Source organism: Streptomyces coffeae (assembly GCF_016741875.1).
Taxonomy (GTDB): Bacteria; Actinomycetota; Actinomycetes; order Streptomycetales; family Streptomycetaceae; genus Streptomyces; species Streptomyces coffeae.
On record NZ_JAERRF010000012.1, the window covers coordinates 79,590 to 97,615 of the forward strand.

Below are 18,026 nucleotides of genomic sequence, written 5' to 3' on the forward strand. Positions count from 1 at the left end.
TCACGACTGGCCGACCTTGCCCGGGTACAGCGTCTTGGCGATCTCCTGGACCGAATCGGCGTTCCGGACACCGGCGATGGTGGTCTGCTCGGAGCCGATACGCAGGAAGTGCCCCTTCTTCACTGCCTTCAGGCCCTTGGTGGCGGCATTGGACCTCAGCCACTTCTCGGCCTCGTCGAACGCCTTGTCGTTCGCCGCCGCACTGCCCCGGTTGCGCACCCCGAGCTGGATCCAGTCGGGATTCTTCGCGATGACGTCCTCCCAGCCGACCTGCTTGAAGTCCCCGTCGCAGCCGGCGAAGACGTTGCGCGCCCCGCCCAGCGTGATCACGGCGTTGGCGATCTGCCGGTTGCAGACCACCGTGGGCTGCTTGGTCCCGGCGTCGTAGTCGAAGAAGAAGTACGTCGGCCGCTTGCTCTCCGCCGTGCCACTGACCGCCTTCTGGACGGTGGCCACCTTCTCCTTCATCCCGTCGACGAGCTCCTTCGCCTTCGCGCTCGTGCCGGTGACCGCGCCGAGGGAGGTGATGTCGGTCTCGACGGCGGACAGGTCGGTCATCGGGCCCTTGCGCTTCGCCGCGCAGGCGGTGGACTTGAGGTAGATGTGCTTGATCCCGACGGCCTTGAACTCTTCCTCGGTGGGCGCGTCGCCCATACCACCGCCCATGTTCATCGACGCGAAGGTGTCGACGAACAGGTCGGCGCCGGAGCCGAGCAGCTTCTCCTTCGGGATCACGCTCTTGCTGAGCACCTTCACCTTCCGCGCCTGCGCCTCCAGCGCGCCGGGCAGCGTGCCCTTGCCGGGCGGGAAGCCGGTGCCGATCACCTTGTCCCCGGCGCCGAGGCGCAGCAGCAGCTCCAGACTGGAGGTGTTGCTGGTGACAATCTTCTTCGAGGGGCCGGAGAAGGTGGCCTTGGCGCCCGTGCAGTCGGTGACGGTGACGCCGGGGAGGTCGCCCGAGCCCGCCTCCCCGGCGCCCTGCTCCGACGTGTCCTTCCCGCCACCACCGCAGCCCGCCGCCAGCAGGCCGACGAGCACGACGGCGGTCGTACCGCCCCACACACGAGAACGCATCGAAAGTCTCCAGCTTCCACTCGGTACGCGGGCGAACTTCCCTCACCCGGTCTAGAAGTCGGGGAGAACGCGCGATGAGTTCCCGCCGCGTCGGCGATAGGGATGAAAAGTAGTGACGAGGGCGTGGCTCAGCTCGTCGCCGTCAGCATCCGTACCGCTTCCTCCGTGGCGGGGTCGTCCGGCAGATAGGTCAGAAAGTGGTGGCCGGGCTCCTCCACGGCGGCCAGCTTCACGTACCGCAGCCGCAGTCGACCGGCCACCGGATGGTGGAAACGGCGCACCGCGGGCTGGTAACCGGCCGTCTCCCGCTGCTCGTACCAGCGGGCCGCGTGCGGATCGGTCAGCACCTCACCGACCAGCTCGGCGAACCGCGGGTCCTGCGGACTGCGCGCCGCGCGGGCCCGGAACTGCCCCAGCAGGGCGCGCGCGTCCTGCTCCCAGTCCATCAGCAGGGACCGGGCCGGAGGCCAACGGAAGACCAGCCACAGCAGATTGCGCTCCTTGGGGCGCAGTCGCGCCGGATCGGTGAGGAGGGCAGCGTACCCGGCGTTCCACGCGATCAGATCCCAGTGCGGGTCCAGGACCACGGCCGGATGCGGGTCCATCGTCCGTACCAGTGTCAGCAGGTTGGGCGACGCCCAGCTCGGTGCCCACGAGGGCGGCGCGCTCTCCTCCACGAACGACAGTACGTGCGCGGCTTCCACGGCATTGAGCCGCAGCGCACGCGCCACCGACCGCAGCACCTGCTCGGACGTGCGTACCCGGCCCTGTTCCAGCCAGGTGTACCAGGACGTGCTGATGCCTGCCAGCCGCGCCACCTCGGACCGGCGCAGTCCTGGTGTGCGGCGGCCGGGTGCGTCCGGCAGCCCCACCGCGTCCGGCCGCAGCCGGTCGCGGCGAGACCGCAGAAAGGCGCCCAGCTCCCGGCGGGCCGTGGTCGGCGCGGGCGTGCGCGCGGCGCTCATGGCGCGAGTCCCCCCGGATTCACTGGCGTTGCTCGTGACTGTGAGCGATGGTAATAGGCTGCGGCCCCGTTCCCGGCCCGCCCGGTGATGGGCTGATGGCATGCCGAGGAAATCCCGTCCGTCCATGACACCTGGCGGCCTCCCACCCGTGCCCGCGCCGTCCGCCAACGGCCGTCCACCGGTGGCCACGCTGCCCCCGTCCACTCTGTGGCTGCTCCGCGCTGCCGGTTTCACCAGCAACTTCGACCGCTTCTGCATCGCGCCCATGATCGTGGTCATCGTGTCCGGGCTGGGGGTGTCCCTGCCCGCCGTCGTCCTCGCTGCCAGCGGCTACTCCCTGACGTACGGTCTGATGCAGCCGGTCTGGGGCCTGGCCGGTGATCTGCTGGGCCGGGTGCGGGTGATGCGCCTGTCCCTCGCCGGAGCGGCACTGGCCGCGCTGTGCTCGGCGCTGGCACCCGACGCACCGTTCCTCATCGCCGCACGGGCCGTCGCCGGTGGCTTCTTCGCCGCGTCCATCGCCGCCTCGCTGACGTACATCGGTGACACCGTGCCCGCCGGTGTGCGGCAGCGCCCGCTCAGTGAGCTGATGACCGCCTTCGCCCTGGGCACGGCCGTGGCCACCGCCGTGGCCGGTGCCATGGCCCACTACCTCAGCTGGCGGCTGGTGTTCGCCCTGCCCGGCCTCCTCGCCGGTGGTCTGACCGTGGCGCTGCGACGGCTTCCCGAGCCGCCGCGGGAGCACCCCTCCTCGCCGCTCGCCCCGTTCCGTGTGGTGCTGCGCTCGCGCCGGCAGTGGTACGTCATGGCGGTCGCCCTCCTGGAGGGGGCCGTACTGCTGGGCTTCCTCACCTATCTGGCACCCGCGCTCGAGGCACACGGTGTGCCCGTCGCCGTGGCCGGCGCGGTCGCGGCCCTCTACGGGGTCGGTTCCATGGTGGCGGCGCAGGCGGTCAAGCACCTGGCCGGGCGCTGGACACCGGTACGGCTCATCGTGGCCGGCGGAACCCAGATGGCGCTGGGCTACCTGCTCGCGGGATGGGACCAGTCGGTGCCGACACTCGTCGTCACGGCGCTGCTGCTGGGCGGCGGCTGGTCCTTCCTGCACTCCACCCTCCAGGCGTGGGCCACCGAGGTGGCGCCCTCCGCCCGCGCCACCGGTGTCGCGATGTTCGGAGTGGCCCTGTACACGGGCAGTGCCCTGGCCGGTGGCCTGACCGCGCACGCCGCCGGAGCACATGCCTACCGGCCGTTGTTCTGGCTGGCCGCGCTGCTGGCGGTGCCGCTCACGGCCCTGGCCGCCGTCGGACGGGCCCGCTTCCGGTAGCTTGCGGGGAGAAACTCTGCCCGAGCGTCAGGGAGTCGGGATCCCACCGGGCCGTGCCGGGCGGCCGAAGCGCACGGGCACTCCGGGGGAGTACAGCAGGCTCACCGGCGGTCCGGTGGGGGCCGACAGTCCCGCCGCCTGTATCAAGTCCTCGTCGCACTGGAGCAGTTCGGCGCGGTGCAGGGGCCAGCGGGGGTGGGTGTTCGGCAAGTACACCGAACGCTCGAAGAAGGCGTTGTGCATGCCCCAGCGCGCTGTCAGGAAATGCTCCAGCTCGCTCGGTTCGGCCACGCGCTCCCCCACGCGTATCGCGATCCGGCTGTGCGCCCCGCGGGGCCCCGGCCAGCGCCGTGTGCTGGTGTACGTGAGGGTGTCGCCGTCGCGCTCGACGGCCATCCGGGACCACAGATAGGGCAGCCGGAAGGCCGTGCGGGCCATCGCCACCGGGATCAGCCGGGAGGCGTCGAGCGAGCGGAAGACCACACCGCGGCGGCCGTGCTCGTCGACCGAGTACAGACGGACGTTGGTCTCGGGAAAGCTGCCCAGATAGGGGATGCCGGGGAGACGGAACCAGCCGACCCGGTGCATACGGAAGGCGACGAGCCCGACATAGGTGACCCCGTTCAGCGTGTCGGGAACCGTCCCGGCAGGCAGGACCCTCGCCACTTCGTCCGGATCGGCCACCCAGTGGAGGAACGCGAGATCCAGCCAGGACTGGGTGAGAAGGGGGCGGGCGGTGTCGCCGGGCGGGTCCGGAGTGATAGCTTCCGGTGTACGAGGAGCGAGGGTCACGGGGGCAGTGTCTCAGCACCCGGCACAGGCCCGGCGGCCGGTACCCCAGTGCTGCTGCCGGAGGTTCTCGTCGCGTGGCCTGACGAACGGTTCTCCCACTCCGGTCGGAACGCCACATGCCGGGCCCGTACTACCTGACCTTCGCGGTGACGGTCCGTACGAACTGCGGGGCCACCTGGTCGCGCCAGACGAAGGGTGCCGCGTCCGACTGACCGTCGAATGTTGTGGTGGTCTGCCCGCCAACCGTGAACATCAATGAGCCTTTGCGGCATGTCCAACTGCCTTCGGAGAGGCTGTTGATGGCACAGAGGTCGGCGCCGTTCGTCTTCTTGATGTTGGCACCCGGCGCGACCTTCTTGTAGTAACCGGCGATCAGCTTGGGATGGGCCACCGCGTCGATACGGATCCAGAAGTGCGTGGCGCGATACTTTTCGCCCGGCAGTCGCATGTCGTAGTCGCACTGGCCGGAATCGGCGCTGTCGCTCTCCTTCTGTGCGGGGTCCGCGGCGAAGTCCTCGATCGAGGGCGCGTAGACCCGGCGTTGTTGCTGCTGGATGTCCTTGGCGTCCGGAAGGATCGCCTTGACGTCCTCCAGGTCCACCAGCGTGCAGGCGTCCGGCCATTCGTTCGCCGCCAGGATTCTGCCGTCCTTCAGCGGGGGCAGACCGGCGTCCCCGTTTCGGGGTGCGGCCTTGCCGATGGAGGTCTCCTCGTCGGCGCCGGTGATCAGGAGAGTCGCCGCAACGGTGGTGGCGATCAGCAGGGCGGCGGCCAGAGCCAGCAGGGCGATACGGTTCTTCGTCACAGTGGCCGATTCTGCCCAAGCGGCCGGACCCGACCTCCATCGGGGCGCGGCCGACACCGACCCGGCGGCTCGGCTCAGCCCTCGTCGGCGCCGGGTTCGGCGATGCGCAGCAGCAGCGCGTGCAGGGTGTCGCGCTCCTCGGCGGAGAGCGAGGCGAGCAGGCGGTCGGTGACCCGCGCGGCGTCGTGCACGGTGTCGCGCAGAAGCGCCCGCCCGGCCTCGGTGAGGACGACGATGCGGTTGCGGCGGTCGTTCGGGTCGGGCTTGCGTTCGGCGAGGCGGAGCCGCTCGAGGTCGTCGAGGAGGGAGACGATCGCGCTCGGGTCGTAGCCCAGGCGTTCGGCGAGCTCCCGCTGCCGGGCGCCCTCCACGGTGGCGAGGTAGCGCAGCACGGAGTAGTGCCGAAGTCGCAGCCCGTGCAGTTCCAGTCCGGCGTTGAACAGGCTGCCGGAGCGGAGGCCGAGCCGGTACAGCAGGTAGCCGGTGTCGGTGTGCAGGCCGCGCAGCCAGGGGGCGTCACTCATGGGGACATCCTGCCGTATGACCAAGTGCCTCATCAATCATTGACAGCGACAATGATTGCTCTTAGCTTCGATTGCATGAACGCTGAACACTCCACTGCCGACCCCGAAGGCCCGTCGGCGACAAGGCAGGAACCGATCGACCTGACCGGCAAGGTCGCCGTCGTCACCGGCAGCGGCCGTGGGCTCGGGCTCGCGTATGCCACCGCGCTGGCCCGCGCCGGTGCGGCCGTGGTCGTCAACGACCTGGACGCCGAGACCGCCGAGCGGGCCGCGACGAGCATCACCGAGGCCGGGGGCCGCGCCGTCGCCGAGGCCGTCGCCGTCGGTACGAGCGAGGCGGCGCAGGCGCTGGTCGACCGGGCCGTCGCCGCGTTCGGCCGCCTCGACGTCATGGTCACCAACGCCGGCATCCTGCGCGACAAGGTGCTGTGGAAGATGACCGACGAGGACTTCGACGCCGTGGTCACCACCCACCTGCGCGGCACCTTCACCTGTGCCCGCGCCGCGGCGATCCGGATGCGCGAGCAGGGCGACGGCGGCAGCCTGATCATGGTCGGCTCCCCGGCCGGACAACGCGGCAACTTCGGGCAGACCAACTACGCCGCCGCCAAGGCCGGTATCGCCGCCATGGTCCGCACCTGGTCCATGGAGCTGGCCCGCGCCGGCATCACCGTCAACGCCATCGTTCCGGTCGCCGCCACCGCGATGACCGAGACCATCCCCGCCTTCGCCCCGTACATCGAGGCCATGAAGCAGGGCGCGCCGCTGCCCGGCTTTCTGCGCAAGGGCGAGGGCTTCGGCACCGCCGCGGACTGCGCCGCTCTGGTCCCCTTCCTCGCCTCCGGCGCCGCCCGCTCCGTCACCGGTCAGTGCATCGGCATCGGCGGCGACAAGCTGGCCCTGTGGTCCCATCCGCACGAGACGGCGGTCGCCTACGCCGACGGCGGCTGGAGCCCCGAGGCCATCGCCGCGAGCTGGGCCACCTCCGTCGGCCGCGAGCCGCAGACCACCGGCATCCCGGCTCCGGTCATCCCCGGAGGTGGCGCGGCGTGAATGTGGAGCAGTTGACCGCCATCGACGTGCACACACACGCCGAGGTGTCGAGCGAGGGCGGCTCCTCGCTCACGGACGAGTTGCACGAGGCATCCAGCGGCTACTTCAAGGTCGAGGGCGCGCGCAAGCCCACCCTCCCCGAGATCGCCGCCTACTACCGCGAGCGCCGCATGGCCGCCGTCGTCTTCACCGTCGACGCCGAGCACGCCACCGGTACGCCCCCCGTCCCGAACGAGGAGGTCGCCGAGGCGGCCGCCGCCAACCCGGACGTCCTCATCCCCTTCGCCTCCATCGACCCCTTCCGGGGCAAGGCCGGGGCACGGCAAGCTCGGCGGCTGGTCGAGGAGTTCGGGGTCAAGGGCTTCAAGTTCCACCCCAGCATCCAGGGCTTCTTCCCCAACGACCGATTCGCCTACCCGCTCTACGAGGTCATCGAGGAGACCGGCACGGTGGCCCTGTTCCACACCGGCCAGACCGGCATCGGCGCGGGCACCCCAGGAGGCGGTGGCATCCGGCTGAAGTACTCCAACCCGATGTACGTCGACGACGTGGCCGTCGACTTCCCGCATCTGAAGATCATCCTCGCGCATCCGTCGTTCCCCTGGCAGGACGAGGCACTGGCCGTCGCCACCCATAAGCCCGGCGTCCATATCGACCTCTCCGGGTGGTCACCCAAGTACTTCCCGCCCCAGCTGGTGCAGTACGCCAACTCGCTGCTCCAGGACAAGGTTCTCTTCGGCTCCGACTACCCGCTGCTGACCCCTGACCGCTGGCTCGCGGACTTCGACAAGCTGAACATCAAGGACGCGGTCAAGCCCAAGATCCTCAAGGACAACGCCGCCCGACTGCTCGGGCTCGGCTGAGAGGTCACCGCCGATGCGCAACGAGGGAATAGGCTCCTGGCCCGCCCGCCGTGCCCGTAACACCCCCCACCGCACCGCGCTCGTGCACGACGGACACACCACCAGCTACGCCGAGCTGCATGAGCGGGCCACCCGCCTGGCCCATGTGCTGCGTGCCGCCGGTGTCCACCGCGGCGACCGCGTCGCCTACCTCGGCCCCAACCACCCCACCTTCCTCGAGACCCTCTTCGCGACCGGGATGCTGGGAGCCCTCTTCGTCCCGCTCAACACCCGCCTCGCCGCACCCGAGATCACCTATCAACTCGACGACTGCGGCGCCGTCGTGCTGATCCACGCCCCGGGCCACGCGGACCAGGTCGAGGCCGGAGCCCACACCGGAGGGCTCCGGACGATCGAGGTGGGCACCTCCTACGAGTCCCTCCTGACGGCTGCCGACGCCACCCCGATCGACGAGGCGGTGGCGCCCGAGGACCTGTGCCTCATCATGTACACCTCGGGCACCACCGGCCACCCCAAGGGCGCCGTACTCACACACGCCAATCTGACCTGGAACGCCGTCAACGTTCTTGTCGACCACGAGCTCACCGCCGACGACCGTGCCCTCGTCTCCGCGCCGCTCTTCCACACCGCCGGGCTCAACATGCTCGCGCTCCCGGTCCTGCTCAAGGGCGGCACCTGCCACCTCGTCGCATCCTTCGACCCGGCCGAAACCCTGGAGCTGGTCGAGCGCCACCGGATCACCAGCATGTTCGGCGTACCGACCATGTACGACCTGATGGCCCGCCAGCCGGGCTGGGCCACGGCCGACCTGACCAGTCTGCGCCGACTCCTGTGCGGCGGCGCCCCGGTGCCCACCTCTCTCCTCGCCGTCTACCAGCGGCGCGGCCTGTCCCTGCTCCAGGGGTTCGGCCTGACCGAGGCGGGCCCCGGTGTGCTGTTCCTGGACGCCGAGCACGCCATCAGCAAGGCGGGCTCGGCCGGCGTGCCGCACTTCTTCAGCGACGCGCGTGTGCTGGCCCCGGACGGGTCGGAGGCCGCGCCGGGGGAGCTCGGCGAGATTGTCGTCCGCGGACCGCATGTCAGCCCCGGCTACTGGCGACGTCCGGAGGCCACCGCGGCCACCTTCACCGACGGCTGGCTCCGCAGCGGCGACGCCGCCCGTGTCGACGCCGACGGCTATGTCACCATCGCCGACCGCCTCAAGGACATGTACATATCCGGGGGCGAGAACGTCTATCCGGCCGAGGTCGAGGACGCCCTCCTCGTCCTTCCCGGCGTCGCCGCGTGTGCCGTCATCGGCGTGCCCGACGAGAAGTGGGGCGAGGTCGGCCACGCCCTCGTCGTCCCCGAACCCGGCACCGATCCGAACCCCGAGCGGCTGCTGGCACAACTGGCCGGCGCGCTCGCCAAGTACAAACTCCCCAAAACCTTGCTTCTGGTGGACCGGCTGCCCCGCACGGCCTCCGGAAAGCTCGCCAAGAACCAGATCCGTGCGCAGTACCGCAACTGACCCGACCGAAAGGCGAACCAGCACTCATGGCACTCATCGTCAACGGCCTCGACGAGCTCAAAGCCCTCGCGGGCACCGACCTCGGCACCAGCTCCTGGATCGACATCACCCAGGACCGCGTCAACCTCTTCGCCGACGCCACCGGCGACCACCAGTGGATCCACACCGACCCCGAACGCGCCGCCTCCGGTCCGTTCGGCGCGCCGATCGCCCATGGCTACCTGACGCTCTCGCTGTTCATCCCGCTCTTCACCGAGCTGCTCGTGGTCGAGGGCGTCGCGACGAAGGTCAACTACGGCCTGAACAAGGTCCGCTTTCCCGCTCCCGTGAAGGTCGGTGCGCGCATCCGCCTGGCGGGGCGCCTGGCCGAGGTCGAGGAGATCCCGGGCGGCCTGCACATCACGGTCGACGGGACGGTCGAGATCGAGGGGGAACCCAAGCCGGCGGCGGTACTGCAAAGCGTCTCCCGCTTCTACGCCTGACAGCACGACGGGGCCGGTGTCGTCAGGATGAGCTGTCTCCGATGAAGTCGAGTAGATCTCGGTTGAGTTCATCGGCGTGGGTGATGAAGATCCCGTGCCCCGCTCGGGCGTACTCCTTGTAGAGGCTGCCCGGCACCAGCTTGGCCAGCCGTCGCCCGCAGAGATCGATGGGAGCGGAGGCGTCGGCGTCGCCGTGGATGATCAGCGTCGGCACCTGGAGCGCACCGGCCTCCTCGCGCAGATCGGTACAGCCCGCTGTCCTGATCACTTCGACAGCCGCCTTGGCCGAGCAGTCCAGGCACCGCTGCACCGTCCAGTCCAGCAGCTCGGTGGAGATCTTGTTGCCCAGATGCGTCGCGAAGAACGCCTGTGCGTTCTGGGCCATCCACCTCGGGCGGTCTCTGCTCCGTTCCGCCAGCACGGCGTCGAAGACGTGTCGCTCGATCCCCTCCGGGTTGTCCGGCGTCCAGATCATCAACGGCGCCGTAACCGAGATCAGCACCACCCGGCTCACCCGGTCATAGCCATGGCGGGACAGGTAGCGGATCACCTCGCCTCCGCCCATCGAGTGTGCCACCAGGGTCACTTCGCGGAGGTCGAGGTGATCGAGCAGCGCCGCGAGATCATCGGCGAGGGTGTGGTAGTCGAAGCCATGGCCGACCCAGTCCGAGCGGCCGTGCCCCCGCTTGTCGAAGGCCACGCAGCGCAGTCCCGCTTCGGACAGCGGAAGCATCTGGAACTCCCATGAGCTGCTGCTGAGCCAGGCCCCTGACACGAACACCATCGGCTTGCCCTGACCCCAGTCGGTGTAGAACAGGCTTGTCCCGTCGGATCCTTCGAAGTACGGCATGGTGGGCGAGTCCTTCCTTGGCGATGAGGTTCCGCTGCGCTGTGACAACTCTCGACCGGCGGAGCCACATCGTCGATTACGCCGGACGTAATGAGCGGGAGGAGCATCCCCGGCAAGAGGGCGACGGGGAGGCCGACTTGGGGCTGCGTCGTCGGGCGCCCATGATGGGCGATGTTCAACTTCTGTCCGCCATGGCGCGGCAGCGTGCCGGACAGGAACCCAGGGGACAGATCCCGTCATTGAGGAGCAGAAGATGGTGTTATCTCGTAGAGACTCCGCGAAGCGCACGGCCGAGGACAGCACACCTTCGGACGGCAGCGGAAATCGGCGCTTCGGCAAGGCATCACGCGCCGCGTACGGCCTTCTCGGCGCCGCCGCGCTGGTTGCCGCGTTCCCGGCCACCGCGCTGGCTGACCCGCCTTCGGCGCTCCCCGGCAATGCGGGCGACGCGGAGCGGACATTCCAGCCCGCCTTCGACTACGACACGGACGGCTGCTACCCTACCCCCGCCATCGGACCCGACGGCACGGTGGCCCCGGGCTTGAGTCTCGGTGGGGATATGAACGGGAACTGCCGTGACGCGTCGGATCTCGACAACACCAATTCCTACTCGCGCCAGAAATGCAACAACGGGTGGTGCGCGATCATGTACACCCTCTACTTCGAGAAGGACCAGGCTTCGCTCGGCGGTGGAAGTGCCGGGCATCGGCATGACTGGGAGCATGTCGTGGTGTGGGTGAAGGACGATCAGGTCCAGTACGTTTCGACGTCAGCGCATGGCAAATTCAATACCTACGATCGCTCCCAGATCACCTTTGACGGTACGCATCCCAAGGTCGTCTACCACAAAGACGGCATCTCGACGCACTGCTTCCGCCCCGCCAACGCGGCGGATGAGCAGGTGGAGAACCACAAGGGCGCGTGGCAGTTCCCCGCATTGGTCGGCTGGGACGGCTACCCGGCCGGAATCCGCGACAAGCTGAGCCAGGCCGACTTCGGCAAAGCCACATTCGGGATCAAGGACGGTCAGTTCACCTCTCACCTCGCCGCGGCCAAGCCTGCTGATATCCCGTTCGACCCCAACGCCTGACCTCGCTCCTCCCGTGAACGGTCCGCCGGTTGTTCCAGCGGACCGTTCACGGTCCTCGCTGACTGCGTACGAGTGAACGACAGGACTCCGCGCTGGCGTCGTTCAAAATTATTTGATCACACTTGTTATCTTGACTCTCGTGTCGCTGAGCTTTGCTTTTGTGAACCTCAAGCCCGGAGTCGGAAAGACGACGAGTGCCGTGTGGCTGGCCCATGCGCTGCATGAGTCAGGCCGCTCACCGCTGCTCGTGGACGGTGACCCGGCAGGCTCCGCGCTGCGCTGGAGCGAATTGGCCGATGGCTTTCCGTTTCCCGTCGTCGCTCTGCCGGTGGGCGATGTGCACCGTCGTGTGAATGATTTCCTCGGCAATCGGCAGGCCGTGGTGCTCGACGCGCCGCAGCTGGAGGATCATCCACGCATCGCCCGCAGCATCATGAGGTACGCGGGGGAGTGGATCGTACCGGTGACCCCCGCTCCTATCGAGCTGGACCGGATGGCACCCATCCGATCCGAGCTGGGCGACGTACAGTCCTTGCGCACGACACCGGCCCGTACCGCGGTCCTGCTGAATCGGACCAACCGCCCCGACGCCACCCGCACCGGTCCCGATGCCGACGCTCGGGAGGCGCTCAGCGAGCGAGGCTTCGAAGTGCTCGGAACGCAGATTGCGCGGCTCGACCTCTACGCCCAGTCGTTCGGGAGCCCGGTGAAGGTCAAGGGCTCGGCGTACATGGAACTCGCCGAAGAACTCATCAAGCGTCAGGACGCGGCATGAATCAGCGCAAGGACAGGTACCGCGCGGTGTTGCAGCGCGAGCAGGACACCGCTGAACCCCAGTCCGCCGAGGTCACCACCCTGCACGGCAGATATTTCCGGGTGACGGTCGAGGTGGCCCCGGACCCCCGGCGCGATCTGACCCGGTGGGTGAGTCTGCCGATCTCCGCGCTGGTGCTCGTCGGCGCGACCGTTCTGCGCGCCCTGGCCGATGCCGCCGCCGGGGTGTCCCGATCCGTCGGAGGCACCGGACGCACGACACCGTGACAGGCGCTCCGGCCGACCCCGCCGTGTCGGGGTGGTCCGGAGCGCCTTCGTCTGCGCGTGCGGTGGCAGCTCAGCCCTCGACGGCTGCCGGGTCCATCCACACCACTTCCCAGGTGTGACCATCGGGGTCCTGGAAAGAGCGGCCGTACATAAAGCCGTGGTCCTGGGTTTCTCCCGCGGGCGCGCCGCCCACGGCCAGTGCCTTGTCCACCAGCTCGTCGACCTTGGCGCGGCTCTCGGCGCTCAGGCAGAGAAGCACCTCGGAGGTCGTGGTGGAGTCGGCGATCTCCTTGTTGGTGAAATCCTGGTAGCGCTGTCTGGTGAGCAGCATGGCGATGATCGTCTCGCTGATGACCACACATGCGCAGTCATCCGTCGTGAACTGCGGGTTGATCGAGTAGCCGAGCTCGGTGAAGAACTTCTTCGAGGTCTCCAGGTCATTCGTCGCGAGGTTGACGAAGATCATCTGCTGGTACACGGGCCGTCTCCTTCTTTCGTTGCCTTGCATAGGGGTGGACCGCACCGCCCCGCGGAACTCATCGCTCGCCGAGAGGAATCTTTCGGAAGATTCTCAGGCACGCGATGGCGGCGCGGCGCGGCGCGGTGTCACCCGCGGGCGTCGCGTGCCGCGTGCGGGTGCCGTTCCCGCCAGCGCGCGTAGGTGGTGCCGGTCGCGCAGCCGCTCAGATAGCCATCGTGGACCCGGCGCAGGATCGCCTCGCCGTGCGGGGCGAGGGGGCTGTCCCGGCGCCAGGCCAGCACATGGCGGTACCAGAGCGGATTGCCCGCCAGGGGGCGGACGGCGACGCCGGGGATCTCGATGAAGGTGGCCTGGCAGAGGCTGACGGCCAGCCCCGCCCGGATGATCTCGATCAGCTGCCGCCCCTCGGCCTCGTAGGGGGTGTGCGGACGGCGGTCGGCGAGGGCGAAGACGGAGGTCCAGTACTCGCGGGTGCGGTCGCTGTCGGGGCGGGGCACGGCCCACTCCTCCTCGGTGAGCCGGGTCAGGCTCACTTCTTTCCGCTCGGTCAGCGGGTGGTCCGCGGGGAGCAGCGCGAAGACGGGCTCCGTGACGAGCGGGTGCAGGATCACGCCGTCGCGCGGTGCGAGCTCCTGGCCCGGGTGGTCGCCGAGGACCGCGGCCTCCAGCCGTCCGGCGGCGAGGTCGTCGAGGAGCGGCGCGGGCGCGTACTGACAGCGGGCGGTCACCTCGGCCCACGGCACGATGTCGCGTACGGCCAGCAGGAGGTGGCCCAGGAGCGGGGCGCCGACCGAGCCGACGCGAACGCGGGCCGGGGAGGCGGCGCGGAGGGCGGCACGGTCGGTGTCCGCGAGGAGCTGGTCGATGCCCGGGAGGATCGCGTGGGCCCGGGAGAGCACGAGGTCGCCGAGTGAGGTGGGCACGGCTCCTTCGCGGCCACGCTCGAACAGCGCGCCTCCCAGGAGCCTTTCGATGCGCCGCACCTGGGCGCTCAGGCCCGGCTGGGTCATCCCCAGCGACGCCGCGGCGCGGGTGAGGCTGCCGGCCTCCGCGACGGCGCACACCACGCGCAAATGCCGTATTTCCAAATCCATGGTCCATCCCTCCCGGCACCGAGAACCGGCTGTGTCCTGTGCCATGGCACAGGACACAGCCGTGTCCTCTCAGGCCGCTTCGGGAAAGTGGCACGCCACCTGACGTGGCTCGCCGGGTGTCGCGACGCTCAGCGTCGGCGCCTCGGACCGGCAGATCTCCTGGGCCTTGGCGCAGCGGGGGTGGAAGGTGCAGCCGGGCGGGGGAGCCGCCGGGCTCGGCGGGTCACCGAGCAGGGTGATCCGCTCGCGGCCCCGCTCGGCGACCGGATCGGGCAGGGGTACGGCGGACAGCAGGGCCCGGGTGTAGGGGTGGGCGGGGGCTGTGTACACCCGCTCCTTGGGGCCGATTTCGACGATGCGGCCCAGATACATCACGGCGACCCGGTCGCAGACCCGCTTGACCACCGAGAGGTCGTGCGCGATGAAGAGGTAGGCGAGGCCGAGTTCCCGTTGCAGCCGCTCCATCAGGTTGACGATCTGCGCCTGGACGGAGACGTCGAGCGCCGAGACCGGTTCGTCGGCGACGACCAGGCGGGGGCTCGTGGCCAGAGAGCGGGCGATGCCGATGCGCTGGGCCTGTCCGCCGGAGAACTCGTGCGGATAGCGGTCGATGTGTTCGGGGATGAGCCCGACGAGTTCCATCAGCTCAACGGCCCTGCGGCGCGCGTCAACGGCCGCACTTCCCTGTACCAGCAGGGGATCGGAGATGATCCGGGCCACGGTCTGGCGCGGGTTGAGGGAGGAGTGCGGATCCTGGAAGACCATCTGGATCTCCCGCCGCAGCGGCCTCAGCTCGCGCTGGGCGAGGTGGCTGATGTCGCGGCCGTCGTAGGTGACCGAGCCTCCCGTCGGTTCCAGAAGCCGCACGATCATCCGGCCGGTGGTGGACTTGCCGCAGCCGGACTCCCCGACCAGACCGAGGGTTTCGCCCGCCGCCACGTCGAAGCTGACGCTGTCGACGGCCCGTACCGGGGCCGAGCGGCTTCGTCTGCCGGGGAAGGTCATGGTCAGGTCGCGCACGGAGAGCAGCGGATCGGCGGGGGGAGACAGGGGTTCGGTGGGTGGCGAGGGCGGAGTGCCGACGGGCGTCATGGGATGGCCTTCCAGATGTGGTCCATGGGGGCGGTGGCCGGGCTCAGCGGCAGATGGCAGGCCACGGCGTGCCCGTCGGGCGCGACCAGGCTCGGCCTGACCCGCTCGCAGCGCTCCCTCGCCTCGGTGCCGGCCGAGGCGGCTCGCGGGCAGCGCGGTGCGAACGCGCATCCCGGTGCGGGGGCGAGCAGCGACGGAGGGCTGCCGGGGATCGTCCGCAGCGGGGCGTCCTCGGCGTCGTCGAGGCGGGGCAGGGAGTCGAGGAGGCCTTGTGTGTAGGGGTGGGCCGGGGCGGCGAACACGGTCTCCACCGGAGCCTGTTCGGCCACCCGGCCGCCGTACATCACCAGGACCTCGTGCGCCACGCGGGCGATCACCCCGAGGTCATGGGTGATCATGACGACGGCGAGCGAGCGCTCCTGCTGGATCCGGGCGATGAGCTCCAGGATCTGGGCCTGTACGGTGACATCCAGGGCGGTGGTCGGCTCATCCGCGATCAGCAGTTCCGGCTCGCAGGCGAGTGCCATGGCGATCATCACCCGCTGGCGCATGCCCCCCGAGAACTGGTGCGGGTACTCGCCCGCCCGGCGTTTCGGTTCCGGAATGCCGACCTCGGCCAGCATCTCCACGGCGCGCTGCCGGGCGGCGGCGCGGCGGGAGCCGAAGTGGACCCGGTGGTGCTCGGCTATCTGCTCGCCGACCGTGTAGTAGGGGTGCAGGCTGGAGAGCGGGTCCTGGAAGATCATGGCCATCTTCCGGCCGCGCAGCCGGTTCAGCTCGCGCTCCGCGAGTCCGACCAGCTCACGGCCGTCCAGGGTGATGGAGCCGGTGACCTCGGCGCCGGTGTGCAGGCCCATCACCGCCATCGAGGTGACGGACTTGCCGGAGCCGGACTCACCGACGATACCGAGGGTCTGTCCGCGGTGGACCTCCAAGCTGAGGGAGTCGACGGCGCGTACGGGACCGTCCTTGGTCGTGAAGGTGACCGTCAAGTCCCTCACGGACAGCAGGGGTGCGGCTTCGGCGGTCATCACAGCCTCACTCGCGGATCGACGACGGCGTACAGCAGGTCGACGCCGAGATTGGCGACGACGATGAAGGCGGCGGCGAGCAGGGTCACACCCAGGATCACCGGCTGGTCGCCGGTGGACAGGGCCCCGTAGAAGAGCCGCCCGATGCCCGGCAGTCCGAAGATGGACTCGGTGATCACCGCACCGGCGAGCAGACCGCCCAGGTCCATGCCGAAGAGGGTGAGGATCGGCGTCATGCCGGAGCGCAGACCGTGCTTGACCACAACGGTGCGGCGCGGCAGGCCCTTTGCGCGGGCGGTGCGGATGTACGGCTCCGCCATCGTCTCGATCATCGAACTGCGGCTCTGCCGCGCGTACATGGCCGCGTAGAGGATGGCGAGGGCCAGCCAGGGCAGCAGCAGGTTTGACGCCCAGCGTCCGGGGTCGTCGCCGAAGGAAACGTAACTCGGGTACGGGAGCAGATCCGCCACCCGGATGAGGCCGTAGATCAGCATCATCGAGGTGAAGTAGACCGGCAGCGAGGCGGCGCCGACGGCACCGACCATCAGGACGCGGTCGGTGAGGGTGTCCTTGCGCAGGGCCGCGACCACGCCCGCGGTCAGGCCGAGTGCCAGCCACAGCACGGCCGCGCCCAGGGCGAGCGAGGCGGAGACGGGGAGCCGGTCCATCAGCAGGTCCCAGACGGCCTCGCTGTTCTCGTACGAGTAGCCCAGGCAGGGGAAGTCGCAGCGCAGCGCGTACTGACCGGTGCCCATGGTGCGGCCGGTGAAGATGCCGCTCGCGAAGTCCCAGAACTGCCGCGCCAGCGGCCGGTCGAGACCCATATGGGCGCGGATCGCCTCCAGGCGCTCAGTGCTGCACGCCTTGCCGCAGGCCGCGGCGGCGGGGTCGGAGGGAAGGACGTAGAAGATGGTGAAGGTGACGGCGGCGACGGCGATCAGCACACCGATGACACCGGCCAGCCGCCGCAGGGTGTAGAAGATCATGTGCGGCTCCCCCTCGGGTCGAGGATGTCCCGCAGGGCGTCACCGAGCAGTGTGAAGGCGAGCACGGTCAGGAAGAGACAGGCGCTCGGGATGACGAAGTACATGGGGTCCGTGTCGTAGAAGGAGACGCTCTCGGCGATCATCTGGCCCCAGGACGGAGTGGGCGGACGGACGCCGACGCCCAGATAGCTGAGGGCGGCCTCGGTGGAGATCATGCCGGGGATGATCAGGGTGGTGTACGCGATCACGGGGCCCGCCACCCCGGGCAGGATGTCGCGGGTGAGGATCCGCCAGGAGCCGGCGCCGCCGACGCGGGCCGCGTCGACGTACTCGCGGTGTTTGAGGGAGAGGGTCTGTCCGCGCACCACGCGGGCGACGCCGGGCCAGCCGAACAGGCCGATGACGGCGATCATCAGCACGATCCGGTTGACGTCCTTGGCCACCGACATCATCGCGATCATGAAGATGAGGGACGGGAAGGACATGGTGAGGTCCATCAGGCGGGAGAGCACGGTGTCGGTGCGGCCCCCGAAGTAGCCGGCCGCGATCCCGGCCGCCGTTCCGGCGATCACGACGATCGCGGTGGCGGTCAGGGCGATCAGAAGGGAGACCTGGGCGCCGTGCACCACACGGGCGAACAGATCCCGCCCGGTGACCGGTTCGACGCCGAGCCAGTGGTCGGCGGAGATGCCGCCGAGCGGTCCGATGGGTTTGCCGCCCAGGTAGGGGTCGACGGCGGACTTGTCGAACTCGTCGGGCGACCAGCCGCCGAGTGCGCTCAGCAGCGGTGCGCCCGCCGCCATGAGCAGAAAGGCGGCGACGATGACCAGGGAGACCTTCACGGAGGCCCGGCGGCGCAGTTCCCGGCGGGCGAGCTGCCAGGGGCCGCTGCCGGTAGGTGTCCTGGGGGCGGTGGCCGTGGTGGCGGAGGCGGGTGCGGTGGAGGACATGATATCTGACTTCCCG

20 protein-coding genes are annotated in these 18,026 nt (G+C 69.5%); 8 read left to right on the forward strand and 12 right to left on the reverse strand.

From position 1 onward, the window contains the following. Positions 1-1,074, reverse strand: a complete 1,074-nt coding sequence (locus tag JK363_RS21625; protein WP_201876635.1) for an ABC transporter substrate-binding protein — start codon at positions 1,072-1,074, stop codon at positions 1-3. A gap of 128 nt (positions 1,075-1,202) precedes the next feature. Beyond that, a complete protein-coding gene (locus JK363_RS21630; protein ID WP_201876636.1) occupies positions 1,203-2,039 on the reverse strand; it encodes a helix-turn-helix domain-containing protein in 837 nt (278 codons plus the stop codon). Positions 2,040-2,187: 148 nt separating this feature from the next. On the opposite strand from JK363_RS21630, the gene JK363_RS21635 reads away from it, so the two are divergent. Continuing rightward, positions 2,188-3,366 carry an MFS transporter gene (locus tag JK363_RS21635; protein ID WP_307821816.1) on the forward strand — a complete coding sequence of 393 codons (1,179 nt, stop codon included), beginning with the start codon at positions 2,188-2,190 and terminating at the stop codon, positions 3,364-3,366. Positions 3,367-3,393: 27 nt separating this feature from the next. On the opposite strand, the gene JK363_RS21640 is transcribed toward JK363_RS21635, so the two are convergent. The 3 genes from JK363_RS21640 to JK363_RS21650 form a co-directional block, all read right to left on the reverse strand. Then, on the reverse strand, positions 3,394-4,158 hold the full coding sequence (locus JK363_RS21640) for a YqjF family protein (protein ID WP_201876638.1): 765 nt from the start codon (positions 4,156-4,158) through the stop codon (positions 3,394-3,396). 130 nt (positions 4,159-4,288) lie between these two features. Beyond that, a complete protein-coding gene (locus JK363_RS21645) occupies positions 4,289-4,963 on the reverse strand; it encodes a hypothetical protein (protein WP_201876639.1) in 675 nt (224 codons plus the stop codon). 74 nt (positions 4,964-5,037) lie between these two features. Further along, a complete protein-coding gene (locus JK363_RS21650) occupies positions 5,038-5,487 on the reverse strand; it encodes a MarR family winged helix-turn-helix transcriptional regulator (protein ID WP_201876640.1) in 450 nt (149 codons plus the stop codon). A gap of 75 nt (positions 5,488-5,562) precedes the next feature. Between JK363_RS21650 and JK363_RS21655 the strand changes: the two genes are divergently transcribed. From JK363_RS21655 to JK363_RS21670, 4 genes are read left to right on the forward strand one after another with little or no spacing between them, the layout of a single operon-like run. Then, entirely contained in the window at positions 5,563-6,540 is a 978-nt protein-coding gene (locus tag JK363_RS21655) for an SDR family NAD(P)-dependent oxidoreductase (RefSeq protein ID WP_215911151.1), read from the forward strand. Next, complete coding sequence (locus JK363_RS21660) at positions 6,537-7,403, forward strand: amidohydrolase family protein (protein ID WP_201876641.1); 867 nt, start codon at positions 6,537-6,539, stop codon at positions 7,401-7,403. The genes JK363_RS21655 and JK363_RS21660 overlap by 4 nt, the downstream gene beginning before the upstream one ends. Positions 7,404-7,416: 13 nt before the next feature. Then, positions 7,417-8,913, forward strand: a complete 1,497-nt coding sequence (locus JK363_RS21665) for an acyl-CoA synthetase (protein ID WP_201876642.1) — start codon at positions 7,417-7,419, stop codon at positions 8,911-8,913. A 26-nt stretch (positions 8,914-8,939) separates the two neighbouring features. Further along, a complete protein-coding gene (locus tag JK363_RS21670) occupies positions 8,940-9,395 on the forward strand; it encodes a MaoC family dehydratase (protein ID WP_201876643.1) in 456 nt (151 codons plus the stop codon). 22 nt (positions 9,396-9,417) lie between these two features. Here the strand turns inward: JK363_RS21670 and JK363_RS21675 are convergent, their stop codons facing one another. Beyond that, positions 9,418-10,245, reverse strand: coding sequence for an alpha/beta fold hydrolase (locus JK363_RS21675; protein ID WP_201876644.1), 828 nt, complete (start codon positions 10,243-10,245; stop codon positions 9,418-9,420). A gap of 253 nt (positions 10,246-10,498) precedes the next feature. Between JK363_RS21675 and JK363_RS21680 the strand changes: the two genes are divergently transcribed. The 3 genes from JK363_RS21680 (at position 10,499) to JK363_RS21690 (ending at position 12,376) form a co-directional block, all read left to right on the forward strand. Then, positions 10,499-11,335 carry an NPP1 family protein gene (locus JK363_RS21680; RefSeq protein WP_201876645.1) on the forward strand — a complete coding sequence of 279 codons (837 nt, stop codon included), beginning with the start codon at positions 10,499-10,501 and terminating at the stop codon, positions 11,333-11,335. 160 nt (positions 11,336-11,495) lie between these two features. Further along, entirely contained in the window at positions 11,496-12,110 is a 615-nt protein-coding gene (locus JK363_RS21685; protein ID WP_201876646.1) for a nucleotide-binding protein, read from the forward strand. Continuing rightward, positions 12,107-12,376 carry a hypothetical protein gene (locus JK363_RS21690; protein WP_201876647.1) on the forward strand — a complete coding sequence of 90 codons (270 nt, stop codon included), beginning with the start codon at positions 12,107-12,109 and terminating at the stop codon, positions 12,374-12,376. The genes JK363_RS21685 and JK363_RS21690 overlap by 4 nt, the downstream gene beginning before the upstream one ends. Before the next feature lie 70 nt (positions 12,377-12,446). Here JK363_RS21690 and JK363_RS21695 read toward each other — a convergent pair whose 3' ends face one another. The 6 genes from JK363_RS21695 to JK363_RS21720 form a co-directional block, all read right to left on the reverse strand. Next, positions 12,447-12,854: a VOC family protein gene (locus tag JK363_RS21695; protein WP_201876648.1), complete on the reverse strand. Its 408-nt coding sequence runs from the start codon at positions 12,852-12,854 to the stop codon at positions 12,447-12,449. A 128-nt stretch (positions 12,855-12,982) separates the two neighbouring features. Beyond that, the gene (locus tag JK363_RS21700) at positions 12,983-13,951 is read right to left on the reverse strand and encodes a LysR family transcriptional regulator (RefSeq protein ID WP_201876649.1); all 969 of its coding nucleotides are present in this window, start codon (positions 13,949-13,951) and stop codon (positions 12,983-12,985) included. A 69-nt stretch (positions 13,952-14,020) separates the two neighbouring features. Beyond that, on the reverse strand, positions 14,021-15,043 hold the full coding sequence (locus tag JK363_RS21705) for an ABC transporter ATP-binding protein (RefSeq protein WP_201876650.1): 1,023 nt from the start codon (positions 15,041-15,043) through the stop codon (positions 14,021-14,023). Further along, complete coding sequence (locus JK363_RS21710; RefSeq protein WP_201876651.1) at positions 15,040-16,074, reverse strand: ABC transporter ATP-binding protein; 1,035 nt, start codon at positions 16,072-16,074, stop codon at positions 15,040-15,042. Before JK363_RS21710 ends, JK363_RS21705 begins: the two co-directional genes overlap by 4 nt. Further along, positions 16,074-17,060 carry an ABC transporter permease gene (locus tag JK363_RS21715; protein ID WP_201876652.1) on the reverse strand — a complete coding sequence of 329 codons (987 nt, stop codon included), beginning with the start codon at positions 17,058-17,060 and terminating at the stop codon, positions 16,074-16,076. Before JK363_RS21715 ends, JK363_RS21710 begins: the two co-directional genes overlap by 1 nt. Beyond that, complete coding sequence (locus tag JK363_RS21720) at positions 17,057-18,010, reverse strand: ABC transporter permease (protein WP_201876653.1); 954 nt, start codon at positions 18,008-18,010, stop codon at positions 17,057-17,059. Before JK363_RS21720 ends, JK363_RS21715 begins: the two co-directional genes overlap by 4 nt. Between the last annotated feature and the right edge of the window lie 16 nt (positions 18,011-18,026).